At 68.4% G+C, this 15,786-nt stretch carries 18 protein-coding genes; 13 read left to right on the forward strand and 5 right to left on the reverse strand.

Annotated features, from left to right (window positions below):
• Positions 1–47: 47 nt before the first annotated feature.
• The 4 genes from GGR04_RS11170 to deoA are packed head-to-tail and all read left to right on the forward strand — an operon-like array spanning position 48 to position 3,305.
• Positions 48–443, forward strand: coding sequence for a cytidine deaminase (locus GGR04_RS11170; RefSeq protein WP_183199966.1), 396 nt, complete (start codon positions 48–50; stop codon positions 441–443).
• Positions 440–1,240 (forward strand): purine-nucleoside phosphorylase, encoded by an 801-nt coding sequence (locus GGR04_RS11175; protein ID WP_183199968.1) that lies wholly within the window; start codon positions 440–442, stop codon positions 1,238–1,240. The genes GGR04_RS11170 and GGR04_RS11175 overlap by 4 nt, the downstream gene beginning before the upstream one ends.
• A complete protein-coding gene (deoC, locus tag GGR04_RS11180) occupies positions 1,237–1,992 on the forward strand; it encodes a deoxyribose-phosphate aldolase (RefSeq protein ID WP_183199969.1) in 756 nt (251 codons plus the stop codon). The genes GGR04_RS11175 and deoC overlap by 4 nt, the downstream gene beginning before the upstream one ends.
• Entirely contained in the window at positions 1,992–3,305 is a 1,314-nt protein-coding gene (deoA, locus tag GGR04_RS11185) for a thymidine phosphorylase (protein ID WP_183199970.1), read from the forward strand. Before deoC ends, deoA begins: the two co-directional genes overlap by 1 nt.
• 3 nt (positions 3,306–3,308) lie before the next feature.
• Here the strand turns inward: deoA and GGR04_RS11190 are convergent, their stop codons facing one another.
• The 5 genes from GGR04_RS11190 to GGR04_RS11210 all read right to left on the reverse strand — a co-directional run bounded on the left by GGR04_RS11190 (position 3,309) and on the right by GGR04_RS11210 (position 7,467).
• Positions 3,309–3,848: a retropepsin-like aspartic protease family protein gene (locus tag GGR04_RS11190; protein ID WP_183199971.1), complete on the reverse strand. Its 540-nt coding sequence runs from the start codon at positions 3,846–3,848 to the stop codon at positions 3,309–3,311.
• A 148-nt stretch (positions 3,849–3,996) separates the two neighbouring features.
• Positions 3,997–4,626, reverse strand: a complete 630-nt coding sequence (gene upp, locus GGR04_RS11195) for a uracil phosphoribosyltransferase (protein WP_183199972.1) — start codon at positions 4,624–4,626, stop codon at positions 3,997–3,999.
• A 51-nt stretch (positions 4,627–4,677) separates the two neighbouring features.
• Positions 4,678–5,724, reverse strand: coding sequence for an adenosine deaminase (add, locus tag GGR04_RS11200; RefSeq protein WP_183199973.1), 1,047 nt, complete (start codon positions 5,722–5,724; stop codon positions 4,678–4,680).
• Positions 5,721–6,917, reverse strand: a complete 1,197-nt coding sequence (locus tag GGR04_RS11205; protein ID WP_183199974.1) for a phosphopentomutase — start codon at positions 6,915–6,917, stop codon at positions 5,721–5,723. The genes add and GGR04_RS11205 overlap by 4 nt, the downstream gene beginning before the upstream one ends.
• A 94-nt stretch (positions 6,918–7,011) precedes the next feature.
• Positions 7,012–7,467 (reverse strand): pilus assembly protein N-terminal domain-containing protein, encoded by a 456-nt coding sequence (locus tag GGR04_RS11210; RefSeq protein WP_183199975.1) that lies wholly within the window; start codon positions 7,465–7,467, stop codon positions 7,012–7,014.
• A 241-nt stretch (positions 7,468–7,708) separates the two neighbouring features.
• Here GGR04_RS11210 and GGR04_RS11215 point away from each other — a divergent pair, with 241 nt between their 5' ends.
• From GGR04_RS11215 to GGR04_RS11255, 9 genes are all read left to right on the forward strand, one after another.
• On the forward strand, positions 7,709–7,900 hold the full coding sequence (locus tag GGR04_RS11215) for a Flp family type IVb pilin (protein ID WP_183199977.1): 192 nt from the start codon (positions 7,709–7,711) through the stop codon (positions 7,898–7,900).
• A gap of 80 nt (positions 7,901–7,980) precedes the next feature.
• Entirely contained in the window at positions 7,981–8,169 is a 189-nt protein-coding gene (locus GGR04_RS11220; RefSeq protein WP_183199978.1) for a Flp family type IVb pilin, read from the forward strand.
• 39 nt (positions 8,170–8,208) lie between these two features.
• A complete protein-coding gene (locus GGR04_RS11225; protein WP_183199980.1) occupies positions 8,209–8,721 on the forward strand; it encodes an A24 family peptidase in 513 nt (170 codons plus the stop codon).
• 115 nt (positions 8,722–8,836) lie between these two features.
• On the forward strand, positions 8,837–9,664 hold the full coding sequence (cpaB, locus tag GGR04_RS11230) for a Flp pilus assembly protein CpaB (protein ID WP_183199981.1): 828 nt from the start codon (positions 8,837–8,839) through the stop codon (positions 9,662–9,664).
• A 3-nt stretch (positions 9,665–9,667) separates the two neighbouring features.
• Positions 9,668–11,287 carry a type II and III secretion system protein family protein gene (locus GGR04_RS11235; RefSeq protein ID WP_183199982.1) on the forward strand — a complete coding sequence of 540 codons (1,620 nt, stop codon included), beginning with the start codon at positions 9,668–9,670 and terminating at the stop codon, positions 11,285–11,287.
• Positions 11,284–11,988, forward strand: coding sequence for a CpaD family pilus assembly protein (locus GGR04_RS11240; RefSeq protein WP_183199983.1), 705 nt, complete (start codon positions 11,284–11,286; stop codon positions 11,986–11,988). The genes GGR04_RS11235 and GGR04_RS11240 overlap by 4 nt, the downstream gene beginning before the upstream one ends.
• A gap of 58 nt (positions 11,989–12,046) precedes the next feature.
• On the forward strand, positions 12,047–13,282 hold the full coding sequence (locus tag GGR04_RS11245; protein ID WP_246393126.1) for a CpaE/TadZ family protein: 1,236 nt from the start codon (positions 12,047–12,049) through the stop codon (positions 13,280–13,282).
• Between the two features lie 38 nt (positions 13,283–13,320).
• A complete protein-coding gene (locus GGR04_RS11250; RefSeq protein ID WP_183199985.1) occupies positions 13,321–14,775 on the forward strand; it encodes a TadA family conjugal transfer-associated ATPase in 1,455 nt (484 codons plus the stop codon).
• Entirely contained in the window at positions 14,772–15,770 is a 999-nt protein-coding gene (locus tag GGR04_RS11255) for a type II secretion system F family protein (protein WP_183199987.1), read from the forward strand. Before GGR04_RS11250 ends, GGR04_RS11255 begins: the two co-directional genes overlap by 4 nt.
• Positions 15,771–15,786: the final 16 nt, after the last annotated feature.

Below are 15,786 nucleotides of genomic sequence, written 5' to 3' on the forward strand. Positions count from 1 at the left end.
GCCCCTGCGCTTGTCCCCTCCCGCAAGAGCCGGAAAGGCCGCATCGCATGTCCGACGATCTCTTCTCCAAGGCGCGCTCGGCGATGAGGAAGTGCCACGCGCCCTATTCGCAGTTTCCGGTGGGCGCGGCGCTGCGCACCGAGGACGGGCGCATCTATGCCGGCTGCAACGTCGAGGTGGTGAGCTTTCCCGAGGGCTGGTGCGCCGAGACCACCGCCATCGCTCACATGGTGATGGACGGCGGCGGCGTCATCGCCGAGATCGCCGTGGTGGCCGAGCGGCTCCGCGGCTGCTCGCCCTGCGGTGGCTGCCGTCAGCGCATCGCCGAGTTCGCGCGGCCGGACACCCGCGTCTTCCTTTGCGACGCCGCAGAAGGGGTGATCGAAACCATCCTGATGGGGGATCTCCTGCCGAAATCCTTCCAGACGGACTCGCTCTCTTGAGCCGTGCTGTCAGGGCGCTGATCGAACGGCTGGGCGAGCGCCGCCCGCGCGTCGCCCTCGTGCTGGGCTCGGGCCTCGGGGCGCTCGTCGATGCCGTCGAGGCCCCGTTGCGCATCCCCTATGCCGAGATCCCCGGCTTTCCCGTCTCGGCCGTGTCGGGCCATGCCGACGAGATCGTCGCCGGGCGGCTGGCGGGGGTCGAAGTGCTGATCCTCTCCGGGCGCATCCACTACTACGAGAGCGGCGACGCCGCGGCCATGCGCCCGATGCTGGAGGCGCTGAAGGCGGTCGGCGTCGAGATCCTCGTGCTGACCAACGCCGCCGGCTCGGTGAACGCCGCGATCGCGCCGGGCGAGGTGATGCTGATCGACGACCACATCAACTTTTCCGGCCGCAACCCACTGATCTCCGAGCCCAGCGACGCGCGCTTCACGGGCATGACCACGGCCTACGACGCGGCGCTGCGCGAGACGCTCGCGGCCGCGGCGGCCGATGTCGGCGAGACGCTGCATCGCGGCGTCTACATGTGGTTCTCCGGCCCCTCGTTCGAGACGCCGGCCGAGATCCGCATGGCGCGGGTGCTCGGCGCCGATGCCGTGGGCATGTCCACCGTGCCCGAGACGATTCTCGCGCGCTTCCTCGGCCTTCGCGTCGTCGCGGCCTCGGTCGTCACCAACTACGGCGCCGGCATGACGGGCGACGAGCTCTCCCACACCGAAACCAAGGACGTGGCTCCGCGCGGCGGCGCCAAGCTCGCGCGCATTCTCGCCGCGGCCCTGCCGGAGATCGCCACATGACCGATGCCGCCGCCGACGCCCGGCGCCTGATCGCCTCCCTCGACCTCACCAACCTCGACGATGGCTGCACTTCGGCCGACATCGACGCGTTGGTGGCCCGCGCCTCGACGCCGGCCGGGCCGGTCGCGGCGATCTGCATTTGGCCGCGCTTCGTTAAACAGGCGCGGGCCATCCTGCCGCCCGGCATCCGGCTCGCCACCGTCGTCAACTTTCCCGCCGGCGGCGAGGATGTGGCGGCGACCCTCGCCGAGACGCGGCAGGCGGTGGCGGACGGGGCCGACGAGATCGACCTCGTCGTCGCCTACCGGCGCGTCGCCGCCGATCCCGCCTTCGTCGAGGGGCAGGTGCGGGCAGTGAAGTCGGCCGCCGGCGCGGCAACGCTGAAGACCATCCTCGAGACCGGCGAACTCGCCGATCCCGATCTCATCCTCTCGGCCTGCGAGGCGGCATTGGCCGGCGGGGCCGACTTCCTCAAGACCTCCACCGGCAAGACCCCTGTCAGCGCGACGCCGGAGGCCGCCCGCATCCTGCTTCAGGCCATCGCGGCGCATGGCGGATCAGTCGGCTTCAAGCCCTCGGGTGGCATCAAGAGCTTCGAGGATGCCAAGCGGTTCCGCGACATGGCGGCCGAGATCTGCGGTGAGGGCTATCCCGATCCGTCGAGGTTCCGGCTCGGCGCTTCCGGCGTCCTGACCGATCTCCTCGCCGTGGCGGCCGGGGAGCGACGCGTCGAGGCGAAGGCGGGCTACTGATGCGGTTTCTGCCGCAGGAGATCATCCGCGCCAAGCGCGACGGCGAGCGGCTGCGACGCGAGGCGATCGCCGATTTGGTCGCCGGCATTGGCGAGGGCGGGGTGGCCGACGCGCAGATCGCCGCCTTCGCCATGGCCGTGTTCCTGCGGGGCATGGAGCCCGGCGAGACGGTGGCGCTGACCGAGGCGATGCGCGATTCCGGCGAGGTGCTGGACTGGCGCGACATCGGGCGGCCCGTGATCGACAAGCACTCCACCGGCGGCGTCGGCGACAACGTCTCGCTCATGCTCGCGCCGATCGTGGCGGCCTGCGGCGCGGCGGTGCCGATGATATCCGGGCGCGGGCTCGGCCACACCGGCGGCACGCTCGACAAGCTCGAAGCCATTCCGGGCTACCGGGTGACGCCCGACGACGTCCGGCTTCGCGCCGTGGTGCGCGCGGTCGGCTGCGCCATCGTCGGGCAGACCGCGCGCCTCGCCCCGGCGGACGGGCGGATCTATGCCGTGCGCGACACCACGGCGACGGTCGAGTCGGTGCCGCTGATCGTCGCCTCCATCCTGTCGAAGAAGCTCGCCGCGGGGCTCGGCGGTCTCGTGCTCGACGTGAAGACCGGATCGGGCGCCTTCATGCCCGAGATCGACGACGCCCGCGCGCTGATGCGGGCGCTGGTCGAGGTCGCCGTCGGCGCGGGGTTGCCAACCACCGCGCTTCTCACCGCCATGGACGAGCCGCTGGCAAGCGCGGCCGGCAACGCGGCGGAGATCCGCAACGCCGTCCGCTTCCTCGACGGCACGCAACGCGATCCCCGCCTCCTCGCGGTGACGCTGGCGCTGGCCGGCGAGATGTTGGTGCTTGCAAGCCTTGCGCCCGATCCCGACGCGGGCGAGCGTCTGGCGCTGGCGGCGCTCGACGACGGTCGCGCCCTCGAACGCTTCGCCCGGATGGTCGCGGGGCTCGGCGGTCCCGCGGATTTCGTGGAGCGGATGGACGCGCATCTGCCACGCGCGCCCGTGTCACGCCCGGCGACGGCGCTCGCGGACGGCGTCGTCGCGGCCATCGAAACCCGCGATCTCGGGCTCGCCGTGGTGCGGCTCGGCGGCGGGCGCACGCGGCCAGGCGACCCCGTGGACCCGGCGGTCGGCCTGACCGAGATCGCGGCGATCGGCACGCAGGTGCGGGCGGGCGATCCGCTGGCCGTGGTCCACGCACGCGACGAGGGGTCGGCGGCTGCGGCGGTCGCGGTGGTGCGGGCGGCGATGCAGGTCGGCAACGCCGCGCCGATGCGCCAAGCGGTGATCGAGCGCTTCGGCTGACGCCTACTGCACGAGCGTCAGCCGGCCGTTCTCCACTGCGAAACGCTTCAGCTTCTTGAGAAAGCTCATGCCGAGAAGCGTGGTGCCGAGCGCGTCGCCCTTGGCCACCATCGCCTCGACGTCGCGCACCTCGACGCCGCCGAGCGTCAGCCGGTCGATGCGGGCCATGGCGACGGGCATCGGGCCGTTCGCGGTCTGTGCGGTGTAGCGGAAGTCGGACGGGCCGACGCGCACGCCGAGCCGCCGGGCCGTGGCGTCGCTGATCGCCACGTATGTGGCGCCGGTGTCGACGAGAACGCTCTCGCTGCGACCGTTGAAGCGCGCGTCGGCGCGGAAGTGTCCGTCCTCGTCGGCCGTCAGGTGGATCGTCCGCCGGCCTGCGGGCGCGAAAGGCGGCGAGGCTGCGGCCTCCACCACGGACGGCGCGGGGTCGAGCCGTTCGTCCTCGCCGGCGACGAGCTGCGTGCGGTAGCGCTCGTAGACGGAGGGGAACGCGAGGGCCAGGACCGAGGCCATCATGATGAGGTTGAGAAGCTTCGACATGCGGCGGCGGGCCCTCGGCGGAGCGGTCCGCGCGCGTGAGACGGTGTCGCAGTCTCACCCGCTCGTGGTTACCCGACCCTGAAGACCGGGGTTCCCGCGCGGGATCGCCGCTCCGATCGCCGCGCGTAGGGTTAGCGAAGCCTGAAGCTCACTTGGTGCCGTACATCCGATCTCCGGCATCGCCGAGGCCGGGCATGATGTAGCCCTTCTCGTTCAATTCGCGATCGATCGAAGCCGTGAAGATGGGGATGTCCGGGTGCGCGTCGCGGAACCGTCGTATGCCTTCGGGCGTGGCGAGCAGGCAGAGAAAGCGGATGTTGCGCGCGCCGCGATCCTTTAGCCTCTGCAGCGCCGCCGTCGCCGAATTGGCGGTGGCGAGCATCGGATCGACCACGATGATCAGGCGGTTCTCGAGATCCTCGGGTGCCTTGAAGTAGTATTCCACCGGCTCCAGCGTGTCGTGGTCGCGGTACATGCCGATATGGGCGACGCGCGCGGCCGGCACGAGATCGAGCATGCCCTCGAGCAGGCCGTTGCCGGCGCGCAGGATCGAGGCGAACACCATCTTCTTGCCTTCGAGGATGGGGGATTCCATCTGCTCCATCGGCGTGTCGATCACCATCGTCGTGAGATCGAGGTCGCGCGTCACCTCGTAGCAGAGCAGCGTCGAGATCTCGCGCAGGAGGCGCCGAAAGCTGGCGGTCGAGGTTTCCTTGCGGCGCATCAGCGTCAGCTTGTGCTGCACCAGAGGGTGGTCGATGACGGTGACGCCGTCCATGTCGGGACTCTCCGCGGGAATTCTGGAATGCTTCGATCTCGGCGCCGATCTCTAGAGGCTGGCGCCCGGCGCGCCAAGCGAAATGGCTGTGAGAGTTAGCGTTTCCAGAAGTTGCCGGCGAACGCCCTCCTCGACGAAGGCCGCTTCCAGCGCGGTGCGCGTCAACGCCAGGCGCTCGGCCGGGCCGAAGCTCTGGCTCTCGGCGAAGGCGTATTCGCGCGCGAGGTTCGTTCCGAAGAAGGGCGGATCGTCGGACGAGACGGTGAGGCGCAGGCCCGCCTCGCGCAGCCGCCGGAGCGGGTAGGCATCGGCATCCGGGTAGACGCCGAGAGCGAGATTTGAGTGCGGGTAGACCTCCAGCACGATGCGCTCCCGGCGCAGCCGGTCGAGGAGCGCGGCATCCTCCACCGCACGCACCCCGTGGCCGAGCCGCGTCACCTTCAGCCGGTCGAGCGTCTCGGAGATCGCTTGCGGTCCCGCGAACTCGCCGGCATGGGCGGTGAGCCCGAGGGCCGCTTCGCCGGCGATGGCGAAAGCCCGCGCGAAGTCGGCGGGGTGGCCGGACCGCTCGTCGCCGGCGAGACCGAAGCCGGTGACGCCGCGATGCCTCGACATGGCGGCTAGGCGCGCCGCCGCTTCTGCCGCGTCGGGCCCGAGATGCCGCACGCCGACGACGACGAGCCGGCCGACGATCCCCGCCTCGCGCTCCGCGTCCGTCGCGCCGCGGGCGACCGCTTCCAGATAGTCGTCGGGGTCGAGGCCGCTGGCGCGGGCGTGGTCGGGCGAGACGAAGAGCTCGGCGTAGACGGCGCCCCGTGCGGCGATGTCTCGCAGATAGTTCGACGCGAGCCGGCGAAAGTCGTCGGGCGTGCGAAACAGCGCGGCGACCCGGTCGTAGGCCTCGAGGAAGCCGCCGAAACCCTGCCAGCGGTAGCGATCTCCGTCCACGAGATCGTCGATCGCGACGCCGAGGCGCCGCGCCTGTTCGCGCGCGAGGGCCGGCGACGCCGTTCCTTCGAGATGCACGTGCAACTCGGCGAGCGGGACGGTGACTTGCCGCTCGCGAGCCGCCGCGGCGAGGCGCTCGGCGAGCGTCACAGGAAGCTCCTGCCGTGGCGGCCGGGCGGCAGATCGAGATGCGCGGCGACGCTCGCGCCGATGTCGGCGAAGGTCGAGCGGCGGCCGATGTCGCGCGCGGCGATGCCGGGCCCGAAAGCGAGGATCGGCACGCATTCGCGGGTGTGGTCGGTGCCCTTCCAGGTAGGGTCGCAGCCATGGTCGGCGGTGACGATGGCGAGATCGCCCGGCCGCAGCGCCGCGATCAGTTCGGGGAGGCGGCGGTCGAAGGCTTCGAGCGCCGCCGCATAGCCGGGCACGTCGCGCCGATGGCCGTAGAGCATGTCGAAATCGACGAAGTTGGCGAAGACGAGATCGCCTGCATTGGCATCGGGCAGCGCCGCCATCATCGCGTCGAACAGCGCCATGTTGCCGTCGCCCTTGCGGACTTCCGAGACGCCGCGATGGGCGAAGATGTCGCCGATCTTGCCGATGGCGATGACGCGCCGGCCGGCCTCGACCGCACGGTCGAGAAGGGTCGCCTCGGGCGGCGGCACCGAATAGTCGCGCCGGTTGGCGGTGCGCCGAAAGCTCGTCGCGTCCTCGCCGGTGAAGGGCCGCGCGATCACCCGGCCGATGTTGAGGGCATCGACATGGCGCCGCGCGGCCCTGCAGAGGTCGTAAAGCCGCTCCAGCCCGAAATGCGTCTCGTGCGCGGCGATCTGCAGCACGCTGTCGGACGAGGTGTAGACGATCGGCCGGCCCGACCGGATGCTCGCCTCGCCGAACTCGGCGATGATGTCGGTGCCCGACGCGTGGCAATCGCCGAGAATGCCGGGGATGCCGGTGTCGTCGCGGATCGCCTCGATCAGGGCTTCGGGAAAGGTCGGGATGGTGCGGGGAAAGGTGCCCCAGTCGAAGAGAACGGGCACGCCCGCGATTTCCCAGTGGCCGGACGGCGTGTCCTTGCCGCGGGAGATCTCGGCGGCCGATCCGGTGAGACCGCCCGCCACGGCGTCCGGGCCGGGCAGGCCCGCCGCGGCCAGAAGCCCGAGGCGTTCGAGGTTCGGCAGGTGCAGCGGCCCCACGCGCAGGCCTGTGCGATCACCGGTGCCCCGAGCGCAGGCCGCGCGGATGTGCCCGAACGTGTCGGCCCCCTCGTCGCCGAAGGCGCTCGCGTCGGGCGCCTGGCCGATGCCGAAGGAGTCGAGCACGATGAGGATGGCACGTGACAAGGGTCGTCTCCCCGCAATCAGGACGGGAGTCTGGCATGTGGGAGCGTACGTTTCCAAGTGGCCGTCGAACGACGCGGTCTTTCGCGGCGCAAGCTCAGTCCTTCGGGTTGATCATCTCTTCCCGTATTTTGAACTGTCGTGCGGCCAGCCCGAAATCATCCTGGTTGTCGCCGATGGTGACCTTCGGCTCGCATTGCGGCGAGCACGAATAGGTCGAGCGGGACGCCTGTCGGTAGACGCGGACCGAATGATCCTCGGCAGTGGTCACGGTGACGCTGTCGTCGAACACCACCTCGCCGCCCGTTCCGATCACCACGACGTTGGTCACGCCGTAGGACCGACCGGTGAGCACGAGTGTCTCGGAATCGTGGATCGCCACGTCGACGATCGAGGGATTGCCGATGATGACGGTGGCAGCGGGCGAGGGGATCTTGAGGATGCGGGCATGATCCACCGCCACCTGCATCTCGCCGGTGGCGGATCCTGCCGCGCAGGCGAGGGTGGGAACGACGAGAAGCGCCAGACCAGCGACGAGGCGAGGGAAAACCATGCGAGCCAAACTCCGAGGCCGACATTCCTCCACCGGCGCGACCCGATCGTAGTCCGCCCATGTTTAAAGGGTGCTTAACGAAGCCTTCGGCTCGCCGGGCGAATGCGCGGACGCCGTTTTAGGGTTTGGTAATCTAGTCTTTTAAGCGGATGGCAATCGCGGCCGGATAAACCTTGGTCATCCGAACGGCGACGGACTGACGATCGTCGGGGATCGGAAACACCCATCGAAGGTCCTCCTCATGCTCAAGCTTCTCTCGCGCTTTCACAAGAACGAATCCGGCGCGACCGCCATCGAGTACGGCCTGCTCGCCGCGCTGATCGGCGTGGCCATCATCGCCGGCGCGACAAGCGTTGGCAGCAACCTGAACACGAAGTTCAGCACGATCGCCACCACCATCCAGGGAACACCCGCGCCGGCGGCAGCCCACTAGTACCGTCGCGTCCTCGATGATCGGGCGAGCTTGTTCGACGTCTCGCCCGATCCCGGTCGACATCCGTTCGGAGGCATCTCATGATCCATCGCATCCAACGGATGATCCGCAACGAGTCGGGAGCGACAGCCATCGAGTATTGTCTGCTCGCGACGCTGATCGGCTTCGTCATTGTCGCTGGTGCCGGTTCACTCGGTACGGCCCTCGGCGCCAGGTTCGAAGCCCTCGGTACCGCGGTCAGTTCGGCCCCGACCAGCGGCGCGCACTGAGCCGCGCTCTGGTACGCCCCCACGCAGAGGGCTGAATTCGTGACGTCACTCCTATTGTCGATTTTTCCTTTCGCGATGCTGGCCGCCGCGGCGACCGACCTTGCGACCATGACGATCCCCAACCGCCTCGTCGCCGCACTCGGCGCAGGGTTTCTGGCGTTCGCCCTCTTGTCCGGCTGGAGCGCCCCCGCCATCGGCTTGCATCTCGTGGTAGGCTTGGCCGCTCTCGCGATCACCTTCGGTTTCTTTTCCGCGGGGTGGATGGGCGGCGGCGATGCCAAGCTCGTCGCCGCCACGGCACTCTGGCTTGGGCCTGGCCCAGACCTCATGCGCTACACCGTCCTCGCCTCAATCTTCGGGGGAATTCTAACCGCGCTTCTCCTCGTGGTGCGCCTCGTGCTGAGTCCGACCACGGGCTTTGCGTCGGCCGATCGGCTTCTCGACCGCGCGAGCGGAATACCCTACGGCGTTGCCCTCGGCGCGGCGGGGATGGTGGTGTTTCTCGAAGCCGACTGGTCGATTCCGCTGCGAGCGTTGTTGGGCGGAAGCTGACCTCGGCGGCCTATGTCCTGCAAGGTCTTCGCGCTTCATTAACCATGTCTTGAGAGTTTGCCGTTCATAACGCTTCATCGGCTCCAGACGGGCCGTCCTCTTGGGGGTCGAAGCGATGAATGTGGCAAGGCTGGCAATCTTCGGAGTTGCAGCGGCTTCGGCTGCCGGGGCCAGCTTCCTCGCGTTCGTCTTGTCGGCGCCGGCTCCCGAGGGGCCAATCATCATCAACGCCCAGCCGGTCGAGCCCCCGATCAAGCTCATCGAAGTGCTCGTCGCCGCCAAGGACATTCCGATGGGATCGCGCGTCGATGGCGCGCTCGACTGGATGAAATGGCCCGAAGACGGCGCGTCCGCTACGCTCGTGCGCCGCGACCAGCATGCTCAGGCGATCGAGGACCTCAAGGGTTCGATCGCACGGCAGAGCTTCTTTTCCGGCGAGCCGATCCGCGAGGCCAAGCTGATCAAGAGCGATCGCGGCTTCATGTCGGCGATCCTGCCCGAGGGCAAGCGCGCTATCGCGGTGCAGATTTCCGCCGAGACCTCCGCCGGCGGCTTCATCCTGCCGAACGACCATGTCGACGTGATCATGAGCCGCCAGCGGCCGTCCACCGAAAAGGACATGCCGCCGAGCCTCGAGACCGAGACCGTCCTGAAGAATCTTCGCGTCCTCGCGATCGACCAGACCGTCGAGGAAAAGGACGGCGAGCGCGTTGTTGTCGGATCGACGGCCACACTCGAGGTGGATCCAAGGCAGGCCGAAGCTCTCACCGCGGCCCAGCAGATGTCCGACAAGCTCGTGCTCTCGCTGCGCTCGCTGTCGGACTCGATCCCGGGAACGCCGGGCTATGCAGCCTTTCTGCTCGAGCAGGAACGGGCGCCCCAGAAGGGCGTGGTCCGTCTCGTGCGTTACGGCAAGACCACCGACATCACGACGAGGAACTGACGGATGGCCCTTCGCACCTCCACCGACCGGCGGTTCCCGATCGCACGGCGTCTTCTCCAGACGAGCCTCGCCACCGTCACCTTGGCATGCAATGTTGCCCCGCTTCCCGCTTTCGCGGAAAGCTCCGTCATCGCTGTCAACCGGTCGAACCAGACGATCGCGCTCGGGCTCAGTAAGTCGAAGGTCATCGACCTCCCACGCGACGCCCACGACATCATCGTCGCCAACCCGGCAGTGGCCGACGCTGTGACGCGCACGGCTCGCCGGATCTACATCTTCGGCAAGCGGATCGGGCAGACGAACATCTTCGTCTTCGATGCGGCCGGCCGCGAGATCGCGGTGCTGGACCTGAAGATCGAGCGCGATATCGCCAATCTCGCGTCCACCATCCGCAAGTACATCCCGACCGCCGAGGTGCGCGCCGAGATGCTCAACGACAACGTCATCCTCACCGGTACGGTGGAGAACGCGCAGGATGCCAAGCGCGCGGAGGATCTTGCGGCGATCTTCGTGACTGGCGGCGAAGCGACGTCGGGCCAGTACATCCAGTCGGCCTCGTCTGGTGCCTCGTCAAGCGGGGGAGGAGGCGTTGCCTTTGGCGACGTGTCGCAAATCTCGCCGGAGGTGCGCCAGAGCCGGATCGTCAACCTGTTGCAGATCCAGGGTGAGGATCAGGTGACGCTCAAGGTCACGGTCGCCGAGGTGCAGCGCTCCGTGGTCAAGCAGCTCGGTCTCGACGGCGTCGTGAAGGGCTCGATCGACGGCGTCGCCTTCGCGGCGGCCACCGACAATCCCTTCGGCCTCGGCAAGGCGATCGCGGAAGCGGGCGCCGACTTCTCCAACCTGTCGGGTTCGGGGGATCTCAACGGCATCTCCGGGCAGCTGCGCGCGCTCGAACAGGCGGGCGTCATGCGCACGCTGGCCGAGCCGAGCCTCACGGCGATCTCCGGCGAAAGCGCCTCGTTCAAGGTCGGCGGCCAGTTCAACGTCGCCAGCGGCAAGGCCGAGACCCCGGCTCGACGAACGCCAATTCGCAATGCTGATGGTAACATCATCGGTTTTGACACGAACCCGGCCAGCGTGAACTATGATTCCAAGGAAATCGACTACGGCATCGGCCTCGACTTCACGCCGGTGGTTCTTTCGCCCGGCCGCATCAGCCTGAAGATCCGCACCAGCGTCTCCGAGCCGACGTTCGAGACGCCGTTCAACGTGCCCAAGGGCGTCGCGCCCGGCATGAACCTCATCGGCATCCGCAAGCGCCTCGCCGACACCACCGTTGAACTGCCGTCCGGCGGCTCGCTGGTGATCGCCGGTCTCGTGCGCGACGAGATGCGCCAGGTGATCTCGGGCCTGCCGGGCCTCGCCAAGCTGCCGATCCTCGGCACGCTCTTCCGCTCTCGCGACTTCCAGCGCTACGAGACCGAACTCGTCGTCATCGTCACGCCCTATCTCGTGCGGCCGGTGGCGCGCCAGGCGCTGGCGCGGCCGGACGACAATCTGAACTTCACGGCGGACGGCGCCGGCAACTTCCTCGGTCGCATCAACCGCGTCTACGGCGCCGCCGAGACCGCTCCTCCTCCTGGCCGCTTCCACGGCACCGTCGGGTATATCTACAAATGAGCGCGCTCGCCCTTCGCCCCGTCCTTCGCGGCCTCCCGCTCGTTGGCATCCTCGCCGGCCTCGCGGCCCTCCAGGGCTGCGCCAACCTGCAGGACGGCAGCGTCGGCGCCATCCCCGACGACTACCGCACGCGCCACCCGATCGTGGTGCGCGAGGCGACGCGCGATCTCGACCTCTTCGTCTCGTCCGCCGACACGCGGCTGACGCTCGCCGACCAGACCCGCGTCGAGGAGTTCGCCAACCGCTTCCGAGCCTCGCGCGCCGCGGTGATCCGCGTGCAGCTTCCGCAGGGCTCGCTCAACGGCGCCGCCGCGCGCCTCGTCGCCGACAATGTCGTGCGCTCGCTCGGCCGGCTCGGCGTCGCGCGTTCGCGGGTCATCGTCAGCCCCTACGATCCCGGTCCGATGGCCGACACGCCGCCGGTGCGTCTGTCGTTCAACGCCGTGGTGGCCGAGGTCGAGCCCTGCGGTCGCTGGCCGGAGGATCTCGGCGACACCGCGCAGAACCGCAACTACCACAATTTCGGCTGCGCCTCGCAGAGCAACCTCGCCGCCCAGATCGCCGACCCGCGCGATCTTCTGGGACCGCGCGGCATGAGCGAGATCGACGCCGAGCGCCGCACCAACGTCATCGGCCGCTACCGAGCCGGTCAAACCACCGCTTCGGACCGCTCGAGAACCGAGTCGACCTATGACTGGTAGGATGGAGACCCCCTTGGATTCCGAGACCGAAGCCTCCTATCGTCCGAGTGAGACGACGATGCGCGAGCGGCTCGACGAGCTGCGGCCGATCCCGCGCATCTCGGTTCAGGCCTTCTGCGAGACCGCGGAGGTCAGCGCCGCGATCTCGGCCGCGGCCGCCGACCGGCGCATGCTGAAGGCGCATGTCCACGTCAACACCGGCGGCATCCGTGCCGCCGCCGAGCATTTCGCCAGCGCGCCGACGCCCAATCTGGTGATCCTCGAATCCAAGTACCCGCCGGCCGAGCTCCTCGAAGAACTGGAGATGCTGGCCGACGTCTGCGACCCCGGCTCGAAGGTGGTGATCATCGGGCACTACAACGACGTGTCGCTCTATCGCGAACTGACGCGCCGCGGCATCTCGGAATACATGCTGGCGCCGGTGCATCTGGCCGACATCATCGCCATCGTCTCGCAGCTCTTCGTGGCCGAGGGCGTCGAGCCGCTGGGGCGCTCGATGGCCTTCATCGGCGCCAAGGGCGGCGTCGGATCGTCGACCATCGCCCACAACGTCGCCTGGTCGATCTCGAAGCTCTTCTCCACCGACGTCGTGCTGGCCGATCTCGATCTGCCTTTCGGCACCGCGAACATGAACTTCGACAAGGATCCCGCGCAGGGTATCGCCGAAGCCGTGTTCTCGGCCGATCGCCTGGACGACGTCTTCCTCGACCGCCTGCTCGCACGCTGCGCCGACCACCTCTCGCTCCTCGCAGCTCCCTCGGCCCTCGACCGGACCTACGACTTCGAGACGGAGGCCTTCTCGGCGCTCATCGAGGCGGCGCGGCGCGGCACTCCGGCCGTGGTGCTCGACGTGCCGCACGTTTGGAACGACTGGACCCGCTCGGTGCTGCAGCGCGCCGACGAGGTGGTGATCACCGCGACGCCGGATCTGGCGAACCTGCGCAACACCAAGAACCTCGTGGACACGCTGCGCAAGGCTCGGCCGAACGATCCGCCGCCGCGCCTCGTGCTCAACCAGGTCGGGATGACCAAGCGGCCCGAGATCGCGGTGGGCGAATTCGTCGAGCCGCTCGGCATCGAGGTCCTGACGACGATCGCCTTCGATCCGCTGCCCTTCGGCATGGCGGCCAACACCGGCCGGATGATGGGCGAGACCGATGCCAAGCATGTCGCCAATGCGGCCTTCGCGGAGATCGCCTACGCCCTCACCGGGCGCAGCAGCACCAAGGGGCAGGGCGCTCGCGCCGCCAAGTCCGCCAAGGGTGGGCTTCTGGCCCGCATCCGCCGCCGCTGACGCGGCGGTCCCATCGTCCAACACGAGGTCGGGTTTCGATGTTCGGTAAACGCGGCAACGACGGCGCACTTCAGGTCGCCAAGACGCTCCAGCCGGCGGTTGCGCTTCGGCCGGCGTCGACCTCCTCGACTCCAGCCCCCGTGCCGGCGCGGGCCGCGCCGGCACGCGAGGAGCCGGCGGCCGCGCCATCGCGCTCTCGGCCCGACAGCTACTACGAGACCAAGAGCAAGGTCTTCGCCGCGCTGATCGACACGATCGACCTCTCGCAGCTCGCCCGGCTCGACGCCGAGTCGGCGCGCGAGGAGATCCGCGACATCGTCAACGACATCATCGCGATCAAGAACTTCGCGATGACGATCGCCGAGCAGGAGGATCTGCTCGCCGACATCTGCAACGACGTTCTCGGCTACGGCCCGCTCGAGCCGCTGCTCGTGCGCGACGACATCGCCGACATCATGGTGAACGGCGCCAAGCAGACCTTCATCGAAGTCGACGGCAAGGTGATCGACGCCGGCGTGCGGTTCCGCGACAACCAGCAGCTGCTCAACATCTGCCAGCGCATCGTCAGCCAGGTCGGCCGGCGCGTCGACGAATCCTCGCCGATCTGCGACGCGCGCCTTCCCGACGGATCGCGCGTCAACGTCATCGCACCGCCGCTCGCCATCGACGGCACCATCCTGACGATCCGCAAGTTCAAGAAGGACAAGCTGACCCTTCCCCAACTCGTGCAGTTCGGCGCCATCTCGCCCGAAGGCGCCACGATCCTCGAGATCATCGGCCGGGTGCGCTGCAACGTCGTGATTTCCGGCGGCACGGGCTCGGGCAAGACGACGCTTCTCAACTGCCTGACGCGCTACATCGACGAGGACGAGCGCATCATCACCTGCGAGGACTCGGCCGAACTCCAGCTCCAGCAGCCCCACGTCGTGCGCCTGGAGACGCGGCCCCCGAACATCGAGGGCGAGGGCGAGATCACCATGCGCGATCTCGTGAAGAACTGCCTGCGCATGCGTCCCGAACGCATCATCGTCGGCGAGGTGCGCGGCCCCGAGGTGTTCGATCTGCTGCAGGCCATGAACACCGGCCACGACGGCTCGATGGGCACGATCCACTCCAACTCGCCGCGCGAATGCCTCAACCGCATCGAGGCGATGATCGCCATGGGCGGCTTCACGCTGCCGGCGCGCACGGTGAAGGAGATCATCGTGGGATCGATCGACATCATCATCCAGGCGGCGCGCCTGCGCGACGGTTCGCGCCGGATCACGCACATCACCGAGGTGCTGGGCATGGAAGGCGACGTGATCATCACGCAGGATCTTTTCGTCTACGACATTCTCGGCGAGGATTCGCGTGGCCGCCTTCTCGGGCGTCATCGGTCCACCGGCATCGGCCGCCCTGCGATGTGGGACCGCGCCCGCTACTTCAACGAGGAGCAGCGGCTCGCCCGCGCGCTCGATGCCGCCGATGCCGGCGCGGGCGAGGCGGCATGATCGTCGCCGCCCTCGTCTTCCTCTCGACGCTCGCGATGGCGGCGCTCGCCTACGGAATCCTGGAGCCACGCTTCCAGCGGGACAAGACCGCCAAGAACCGCCTCGCCCAGTATCGCGCGAGCGAGACCGACGCGGCGATGCGCCAGGTCGCGCGAGACCGGCTGAACGAGGTCGCCAAGCGCCGCAAGTCGCTGCAGTCTTCGCTCACGGAGCTCGAGGAAAAGGCGCGCGAACGGGGTCGCAAGGCCGCGCATGTCTCGATCGAGCGCCGGCTCCAGCAGGCCGGCCTCGACGGCACGCTCCGGGGCTTCGTGATCGTTTCGGTGGCGCTGGGTCTGGCCGCCGGTCTCGTCGTGCTCGTCGTCGGTCTCTCGCCGCTGTTCGCGCTGGCCTTTGCCGTGATCTGCGGCCTCGGCGTGCCGCGCTGGGTCCTGTCGTTCCTTCGCAAGCGTCGCCAAGCGAAGTTCGTGCTCGAGTTCGCCAATGCGATCGACGTGGTGGTTCGCGGCATCCGCTCCGGTCTTCCGCTCAACGACACGCTGCGGATGATCGCCCACGAAACGCCCGAACCCGTGCGCTCCGAGTTCGCACGCGTGGTGGAGGCGCAGCAGATGGGCATGTCGGTCTCCGAGGCGGTGCAGCGCCTGAACGAGAACATGCCGCTGCCCGAGACGAACTTCTTCGCCATCGTGGTCTCGATCCAGAGCCAGTCCGGCGGCAATCTCGGCGAGGCGCTGTCGAACCTGTCGAAGGTGCTGCGCGAACGGCGCCGGATGAAGGACAAGATCAAGGCCATGTCGATGGAGGCCAAGGCGTCCGCCTACATCATCGGTTCGCTTCCGGTGATCGTCGGCTTCCTCGTCTACCTGACCTCGCCCGACTACATCTCGCTTCTCTTCACCGAGTCGCTGGGCAACCTGATCCTGGGCGGCGCGGTCGGCATGATGGCGACCGGCATCTTCGTCATGCGCCAAATGATCACCTTCGACTTCTGAAAGCAAAGGCTCGCCG

The sequence above is a fragment of the Aureimonas pseudogalii genome, from assembly GCF_014196835.1.
Taxonomy (GTDB): Bacteria; Pseudomonadota; Alphaproteobacteria; order Rhizobiales; family Rhizobiaceae; genus Aureimonas; species Aureimonas pseudogalii.

Bases quoted from the DNA above. Each gene is read 5' to 3' on its own strand.
- GGR04_RS11255 (WP_183199987.1), top strand. From the start codon at position 14,772: ATGATCGTCGCCGCCCTCGTCTTCCTCTCGACGCTCGCGATGGCGGCG.
- upp (WP_183199972.1), bottom strand. From the start codon at position 4,626: ATGGACGGCGTCACCGTCATCGACCACCCTCTGGTGCAGCACAAGCTG.
- GGR04_RS11215 (WP_183199977.1), top strand. From the start codon at position 7,709: ATGCTCAAGCTTCTCTCGCGCTTTCACAAGAACGAATCCGGCGCGACC.
- cpaB (WP_183199981.1), top strand. From the start codon at position 8,837: ATGAATGTGGCAAGGCTGGCAATCTTCGGAGTTGCAGCGGCTTCGGCT.
- GGR04_RS11240 (WP_183199983.1), top strand. From the start codon at position 11,284: ATGAGCGCGCTCGCCCTTCGCCCCGTCCTTCGCGGCCTCCCGCTCGTT.
- GGR04_RS11210 (WP_183199975.1), bottom strand. From the start codon at position 7,467: ATGGTTTTCCCTCGCCTCGTCGCTGGTCTGGCGCTTCTCGTCGTTCCC.
- GGR04_RS11170 (WP_183199966.1), top strand. From the start codon at position 48: ATGTCCGACGATCTCTTCTCCAAGGCGCGCTCGGCGATGAGGAAGTGC.
- GGR04_RS11245 (WP_246393126.1), top strand. From the start codon at position 12,047: ATGCGCGAGCGGCTCGACGAGCTGCGGCCGATCCCGCGCATCTCGGTT.
- GGR04_RS11220 (WP_183199978.1), top strand. From the start codon at position 7,981: ATGATCCATCGCATCCAACGGATGATCCGCAACGAGTCGGGAGCGACA.
- deoA (WP_183199970.1), top strand. From the start codon at position 1,992: ATGCGGTTTCTGCCGCAGGAGATCATCCGCGCCAAGCGCGACGGCGAG.
- GGR04_RS11190 (WP_183199971.1), bottom strand. From the start codon at position 3,848: ATGTCGAAGCTTCTCAACCTCATCATGATGGCCTCGGTCCTGGCCCTC.
- GGR04_RS11250 (WP_183199985.1), top strand. From the start codon at position 13,321: ATGTTCGGTAAACGCGGCAACGACGGCGCACTTCAGGTCGCCAAGACG.
- GGR04_RS11235 (WP_183199982.1), top strand. From the start codon at position 9,668: ATGGCCCTTCGCACCTCCACCGACCGGCGGTTCCCGATCGCACGGCGT.
- deoC (WP_183199969.1), top strand. From the start codon at position 1,237: ATGACCGATGCCGCCGCCGACGCCCGGCGCCTGATCGCCTCCCTCGAC.